Annotated in this window: 3 protein-coding genes and 1 pseudogene; all 4 read left to right on the forward strand. The window is 34.6% G+C overall.

All coding sequences use genetic code 11. The features are described 5' to 3' along the window. Positions 1-385 precede the first annotated feature (385 nt). Positions 386-1,138: pseudogene (locus FTT83_RS16170) on the forward strand (IS3 family transposase); the annotation flags it as partial. A 914-nt stretch (positions 1,139-2,052) separates the two neighbouring features. Next, positions 2,053-3,942, forward strand: a complete 1,890-nt coding sequence (locus tag FTT83_RS14235) for a DEAD/DEAH box helicase family protein (protein WP_100355859.1) — start codon at positions 2,053-2,055, stop codon at positions 3,940-3,942. A gap of 865 nt (positions 3,943-4,807) precedes the next feature. After that, positions 4,808-5,422: an AAA family ATPase gene (locus tag FTT83_RS14240; RefSeq protein WP_100355858.1), complete on the forward strand. Its 615-nt coding sequence runs from the start codon at positions 4,808-4,810 to the stop codon at positions 5,420-5,422. Continuing rightward, entirely contained in the window at positions 5,422-5,859 is a 438-nt protein-coding gene (locus FTT83_RS14245; protein WP_100355857.1) for a hypothetical protein, read from the forward strand. The genes FTT83_RS14240 and FTT83_RS14245 overlap by 1 nt, the downstream gene beginning before the upstream one ends. Positions 5,860-6,271: the final 412 nt, after the last annotated feature.

The raw sequence follows: 6,271 nt of genomic DNA on the forward strand, positions 1-6,271 counted from the left end.
GGTAGGGTCTATAAAGGCATGCAATCAAATTGGCTCACGGCTTTTGGTTGTTGAGCTTTTTGAGTAGGTAATTGCTTATATTTTATCGTTTGTTTTGTTGTTTCGATAACTGTATCAATAGCTGTATTGAAAGAGATGCTTGGAAGGATCTGTGCTGCTTCCAGGACATTACTGATCAATTTGGATTGGTATATCAAGTCATGGAGAATAAAGTTGTTGTTCTGGTCCTAGATGTTGATAGACGAGGTAGGGTCTATAAAGGCATGCAATCAAATTGGCTCACGGCTTTTGGTTGTTGAGCTTTTTGAGTAGGTAATTGCTTATATTTTATCGTTTGTTTTTGCTGTTTTAATAGCTGTATCAATAGCCGTATTGGAAGGGACATATTAAAAAAGGCCGCGGTGTACTTCGCAAGCCAGTCCAAATGAGGTACGCCTTTATTCAGGACAATCAGCAAATATAGCCGATCCGTTGTTTATGTTCAACTCTGGATGTTCATCACAGTGATTATTACGCATGGTTAAAGGTTAAAGCAACCAACCAGTAAAACTGCCAAGAAACGGCAACAACTCTTTGGGTAATTCTGGCTAGAATCTGGCTATCGCAAGATTCACTGTGATTTGAAAGATGTTGGTGAGAGTTACGGGATCAATCAGGTCTATCGGTTGATGAAAGCTAATTGTCTTAAATCATAGCGGGGTTATCGTAAACCTAGATCTCATGCTGGTAATACCGCTGTCGTTGCTGCAAACACTTTAGACCGACAATTTATCCAATTCATCCCAACCAACTGTGGGTGACTGAAATCACTTATATCCGTACGCATGAAGGCTGGTTATATCTTGCGGTGGTGATTGATTTATTTTCGCGTCTTGTGGTTGGCTGGTCGATGAAATCCAGAATCACCACAGACCTGCTTTTAAATGCATTATTGATGGCTTTGTGGCGAAGAAACCCAAAGAACAAAGTCCTGATTCATTCTGACCAAGGCAGTCAATACACCAGCCATGGGTGGCAGACATTTCTCAAGCATCATAATCTTGAAAGCAGTATGAGTCGGCGTGGAAACTGCCATTATAATGCTGTTACCGAGAGTTTCTTTCAGTTGTTAAAGCGAGAGAGGATCAAGATGGATATATGTGTCTAGAATTTTGGTGGCTATTCAGTCCAATAGAATAAAGACATGTTTTTAAACTGTTACCTCTATTTCTACAAAATTAATAAATGATTTTTTATGTTCCTTAGAACATGAATATAAATGAGAAAGGGTAGAGTTTTATAGATGGTTAATGAGTTCTAAGGCTCGTCAGAGCTTTAGAAGGAATGTTAATTAATTTTTATAATTCTTCTTTTAAGATAAAAATTTTTAACTAATTGATTACTATTATATTTATATCTAACTCAAGACAAGCTTTTGTCTTAGGACTATGTTTTACTATTTTAAAAGAACTCTTTGAATTTATAACTGTTGATAACTGCCTAAGCTCTTACACAATTTATTGTATAATATAAAGGGCTGTGGGAAAAAAAGTGTAAAGTATTTCTTGTAAACAATTGTTTTTATAGTAAATGTATATTTAATTTTCATTTCTAAAAAAAGTGTAAAATAATTATCTAATCAATCAAATCTTATTAGCTCGAAACTTTGCGAGCGTATAGCTAAATGCGCTAGCATTTTGATATACCGAGTAATAGTTTGAGCAAACAAACGACTGAACCAGTTTACTATAGAATGAGAGTAACAGAGTGCGTTAGTTGATCTCAAGACAAAATGCTATGTCCAAGAGAAACCCTTACACTTTTCTATCTTAGATAAGGGGGGTATGCTTAAAAAAGTGTATAGTTTGATTTTACACTTTTTTATATTGAAATATTATCAATCAAATACTTAAAAAGAGTAAACAATGGACTTGTGTGAAATAAAGTGTTGACATTGATTTATAATTTTGATACTGTTAATCACATAGGATAGAGGATTATCCCTCACTACTTCATATCCTGACAACATATAAATGACACTAAAAATTAAGACCTATTTAGGTAATCCGATAAATGAATTTACAAGATTTAGTAATAAATAATGCAGTAAAAATAGAGCAAGATGCTCAAGCAAATACAATAACAATTATAGCTAGTGATAGCTCCGAAAAACTTTCAAATCTAATTAAGGATTTTCCAGACAACTGTTATGTAAATAAACAAATTACAGGTTGTGGTGGTACAACATTAGTTATCCGTAATGCAAAAAATTATGTAGTTCTCGTTCCTTACATTAACCTACTTAAATCCAAATTAGCAGACAACCAAGGAATTGTTGATTTAATTGGCGTGTATGGTGATACCGAGAGAGAAGAAATAACAGAATATTTAAAAGACACTTCAAGTTCTAGAAAAATTGTTTGTACTTTTGACTCATTACCAAAACTCCTAACAACACCAGGCTTCAATCCAAAAGCATTTAAATTACTGATTGATGAAGCACATACACTTGTGAATTTAGGTAGTTTCAAAGCAGCTACTTGTGAATATGTACTTCAAAACTATAACAAGTTTGGTTCGTACGTTTTCTTAACAGCGACACCAACAAAACGTGAATATTTTCCTTCAGCACTCGAACATTTACCACTATGTACAATCGAGTGGGGTGATGTTAGACCGGTTAAATTTAACCTTCAAAAAATTGAACATGGCGTAGGTGTAAACAATGCTTTGTTTGGATTGTGCTATGATTATTTGATGGGAACAATTGAAGGCAATGCTCATATCTTCTATAACTCAGTGACAGAAATTGCATCTATCCTAAGTAAGTTGAAAGCCTTAGTTGATAAGGAAACAGGTAAGAATCTGTTTAATCCTGACGATATTAGAGTTGTATGTTCAAAATCAAATTCAAACCAAAAAACATTTAATAGTAAGCTTGGCTTGAAATGGGCAAAGATCAGTGACATCACTTCAGCCCCTGCAAAGATCAATCTGTATACTTCAACTGCTTTTGAAGGTGCAGACATCTTCGATGAAGAAGGACAAACCTACATCATCATTAATGGACTCCGTGATGCTACAAAAGTAGATTTCCATGTACTTGTACCTCAAATTTGTGGTCGTATTCGAAACACAAAATATAATGAACACATTAATCTATTAGTTGGAAATCTACCTGAAGCTGCAAGTTGTACAAAAGAAGAATGGATGCAGGAAGTTCAGAAACGTATCCAAGACAGCGAAGACGTTTTGAATGATATCAAAGAAGGTAAAATGTCAGATGCAGGACGTGAACAATTAAGAAAAGCTGCTGAAGATGACAAGTACACATTCAAAGATGAAAAAGGTGAACTGTATGTTTCAGACGTTGCATTGAAAGCTGAATTACAGGCATACGAAGCACTAGAAGCAACTTATGTGGTACGTGTTGTTGCAGGTGCTGAAGTTAATGAAGATGGATATTCTGCCTCATTTAGAGCTTTACTGACTGATGAAACAAAACATAAAGCATTCGCTCATAAACCTGAAGGTGTAGCTAAATTTTTATCAGGTCATAGCCAGTGCTTTTATGAAACGATGAAAGAATATTGTGAAGCAAGAGATGCAGATAATTCTAAAATTTATAAATTGGTTGATGCAAAGGATGACTATTTCAAAACTGCTTATGATGTTTTGACGCACGACACGATTAGAAAATTTGAATATAGAAAGTTACCAATTGAAAGAGCATTAAAGATTCAAGATGCACAGAAGGATAATGCAACTGAAATTCCGACTTTACTTAATTTGAAAAAGGATGAAGTTATTCTTCGTTCAGATATAAAAGTTCGTATTCAAGATGTTTATAATGAACTTAATATACCTGACAAAGCAAAAGCTACTGATATTGAAAAATGGTATAAAGTTAAAGATACTAGATTAAATACAAAGCCTGCTTTTAAAATAGTTAAAATGTTGTAATTAGAATAACTAAATACAAGTTTTTACATCATTTAATACCTCTAACAATACAGCTATTAAATGAACATCCAAGAGATTGTAGATTTAGTTCAATTAAGTCATGACATTGTTAAGATTTCCTCTATAGAAAGCATATTCATCACCTGCTGCAGTCCAATACGCTGTCAGGGTTTACCCTGGATCAGCCCTGTAATTTTCTAGGCTGAGTGCTACAGTTTCACTCTGGTGGATAAAGCTCAATGGAACTTGTCCTATTCCAATCGTCTGGCACAAAGCCAGACCACCAGGACTTTCATGCGATGGCCATGCTTATTACAGAATAGATAAGCGCAATGTGGTTTGATGTAGCCAAAGGCTCTCATCACCTATGCCATTGCAGTATCCATATCCGCATGCATGTCCATGGGCTGGAGAACGCTTGATTTCATCAATACAGATCATTTAATTATACTAGAGTAATATTTGATATTCAAAAGACTAAGCTATCTAGAGCATCTGCTGCAGTAGAATCCTAATGTGAGCAACAGTCTCTTGATTGCTGGCGGCGGTTCAGTTCTTCTTTTACTGGGGGCAAATGCAGCACTTTTAATAATGGAAACTATGGACGGTATTGAATAGCTAGAAAAAGCGGTGGTTCACCGGATGCTTACAGTTTGAAACGTACCATAAATTAATATTAAAACCAGATATATAAAAAGATATCAACCCGTATAGTTTAGTGCTTTAGAATCTGTATCACCCCCAGTTTAATGCGGCACATCACATCTATAACCTGTTACAAAATAAACAAATATTATTCTTGTAGACTTATATTAATCCTTTATACAATAGAGCTATTGTTACATCTATTTAGGTAGAAGAAGAAATGATAATTACCATTGCCAATCGTAAAGGTGGAGTAGGTAAGACAACACTGGCTACAAACCTTGCTGTAGCCTTGAGTAAGAAGGGGTCTATAGTCCTAGTTGATGCTGATGATCAACAGTCAGCTCTTAAATGGTCTAAGCGTAGAACTCAAAATCCTGTTTATACTGAATACCATACTGGTGATTTAAAGAAGATCCTTTTAGATCTTCAAAAGAAATATGACTATGTTTTATTAGACGTAGCTGGGCGTGACAGTGAAGAATTTAGATCTGCTCTTCAAGTCAGTGATAAGTTAATTGTTCCAACACAACCAAGCCAAGCCGATGTTGAAGTCCTTCCATTTGTATTGAAATTATTTAATACCTATCACAAGGTCAATGAAAAGCTTCAACCATATCTGGTTGTTAATAAAGCTCCATCAAATACAAGATCTACTGAAGTTGCAGATTCAATCGAACTGCTAGGAACACTTCCTAAATTCAAGTTATTAAACACCATTATCCGTGATCGTAAACAATTCCGTGATGCAACGATTCAAGGCTTGTCTGTAATGGAAATGGGTAGCTCTAAGGCTAGAGATGAATTTAATGATTTCTTGGTGGAGATCCTATAATGGTTAAAAATAAGAGTAAACCATCTTTAGGTTTTGGTGATGATCTTGAGGAAATTTTAGAGAATCCTGAAGCGACTGTAGATGATGCTAATGGTCAAGAAGTCGAATACACACGTAATTTAATGTACAAGATTATTCTCACTCCACACACCCAAGATGTGAAGAAACGCTTTCGTAAAGAGCACGGACGTTTAGCATCTGTACCTTTGTATTATGAGGAAGAGAAAGTTCTAAAAGAAGCAGCCGGATTCGTTGGTGAGTCTTTGAATGATTTTATTCGTGATGTAATTCTGAAAGAAGCAAAACGTGTTTTAGGTGCTGAAAAATATAACTTAACACTGGGTAAACCATTTAACCAAACTAAGGTTAAATTGAGTGAAGAGGAGCATCAAAAATTGAGTGAACAGCGCAAGGCTGAACGTAAGAAAAATAAATAATAAAAGTCCATCTCCTAACTTTATCTAACAATATATTAATTCATATAATATTTTCTAATTTCTTTGGTGTGTTCTGCCACTGAAAATTATTTGATTAGTGTACAAAATAGCTAACACAAACTAGCTGTAGTTTCGTAATAACACTAAATATAAAAAAAATGGAAGAATAATTTACTAAGTTATTGTTTTTAAGTTGATCCTTGTTTTATATGGGGGTGATAATAACTTCTGATTACTAGTTTTTACCTTAAATATACCGATTGAAAGATTCATTTAAAGGCTATGAATACATGAGTTTTACAGTTTGGCTAGGTCAGCATGAGTACTTTTCACAAGATTTAAGATCGACCATGAACGTGATTAAGTTATAGGGGATTGATGAAATAGTTTTTATGAATTTCTGGCTTTCTGG

Origin of the sequence: Acinetobacter sp. YH01018, assembly GCF_013420295.1 — a bacterium.
Taxonomy (GTDB): Bacteria; Pseudomonadota; Gammaproteobacteria; order Pseudomonadales; family Moraxellaceae; genus Acinetobacter.

Excerpts from the sequence above, each read along its gene's own strand:
- FTT83_RS14240 (WP_100355858.1), top strand. The coding sequence starts at position 4,808 with ATGATAATTACCATTGCCAATCGTAAAGGTGGAGTAGGTAAGACAACA.
- FTT83_RS14235 (WP_100355859.1), top strand. The coding sequence starts at position 2,053 with ATGAATTTACAAGATTTAGTAATAAATAATGCAGTAAAAATAGAGCAA.
- FTT83_RS14245 (WP_100355857.1), top strand. The coding sequence starts at position 5,422 with ATGGTTAAAAATAAGAGTAAACCATCTTTAGGTTTTGGTGATGATCTT.